The 1,364-nt window shown below is 60.7% G+C and carries 1 protein-coding gene; it reads right to left on the bottom strand.

The genetic code is table 11. The features are described from left to right. Positions 1-229 precede the first annotated feature (229 nt). Complete coding sequence (locus ATO3_RS28335; RefSeq protein WP_036562719.1) at positions 230-1,270, bottom strand: IS110 family RNA-guided transposase; 1,041 nt, start codon at positions 1,268-1,270, stop codon at positions 230-232. Positions 1,271-1,364 lie beyond the last annotated feature (94 nt).

The raw sequence follows: 1,364 nt of genomic DNA, 5'->3' as shown, positions 1-1,364 counted from the left end.
GTAGAGCGTTCTCTGATTGCGGCCTTGTCAAGCGTGGGAAGTTGATGTCCGTCCGGGGTCATGGTTCTCTCCGAGGTCGCATTGAGCGCCTCATGATGGTTTTCGGCGGCGGATCGTCTCCAATGTCTTGTGCGGGGTGTGGCTCTGGCCATCCCATGCTCTACAGCGAGATCGATCAACCTCCGTCCCGTCGGGACTGCGCTCCCCGCGTCAGACGCGAGAACTCAGATCAGGCGGTGGCCTCCTTTGTCCATTGATAGTCAGTTCCATTTTTCCAGAGCGTCAGCATAAGCACTGCGATTTTGCGAGCCGTCGCGACGGCCGCCTTGCGGAAGCCACGCCGTCCCGCCAGTCGTACAGCCCAGCTTTTCAGCCGCGAGAAACGTTTCACCTGGTGGATCACGGATGACGCCGCCTCGAAGAGTAGCCCGCGCATTGCACCGTCACCGCATTTCGAAACGCGGCCCGACCAATCCATCTCGCCAGACTGATGCCGCTTTGGCGTCAACCCAAGAAAAGCGCCCACATCCGATGTCCGGCTGAACCGAGCGGGGTCATCAACCAAGGCTATGAAGCTGAGCGCGTTGACCGGACCAACACCGGGGATTGTCATCAGGCGTCGCGCGACAGGATGGACCTTGGCCGTTTTCCTCACCGCCTTGTCCAAGTCGTCCGCCACTTGGCACAACTTGGCATGGGTCGCGATGAAGGCATCGGCTATGGCCCGCAGAACCGGGTCGGTCTTACCCGCTGCCGCCAGTTGATCGCGGAACGCTTGCCTCTGTTTCCCCTGGCCAATGCCGATCATACGGATCCCGAAGGTTTTGAGGACGCCACGAATGTGGCCTTCGAGGTCCTTGCGCAACCGGATCAACCGTTCCCGCGCACCTACCAAGCTGCGAAGCCGGTCGGCGTCCTCGCTACGGATGTGAACCGGCGTGAACCAGCCAGTTCGGGCGAGCTGCGCCAACCCTTCGGCATCGGAGGCGTCAGACTTGTTGAGCCGGGCCGAGAGGCTCTTGTGCGCCTTGCGCGCGTCGATGCAGGCGGCCGGAAGCCCGAGTCGCGTCATCCCGCGCTGCAGCCAAATCGACAAGTTCCCACTCTCATGTACAATCCGGCGCGGCATGAGCGAGCGGTTTCGAAACCAGCCTGCCACACTCTCGGGATCGGATGGGCAAGCGCCGCGCGCGATCGTCTTGCCATCACGATCCACAACACAGATCGAAATCTCTTTCAGCGAAACATCCAAACCCGCATAGTGTTCCATAGGTCGTTCTCCTCACGGCATTTATCCATGAGGCCAACATACCTGACCTCGTTCGCCCCCGGAGAGCGACCGCCGCAATCATACCATGTCTTGT

This window comes from Marinibacterium profundimaris, assembly GCF_002210095.1.
Taxonomy (GTDB): domain Bacteria; phylum Pseudomonadota; class Alphaproteobacteria; order Rhodobacterales; family Rhodobacteraceae; genus Marinibacterium; species Marinibacterium profundimaris.
The sequence above is the reverse complement of the archived record's forward strand: the minus strand, read 5'-3'. Positions and strand labels throughout refer to the sequence as shown.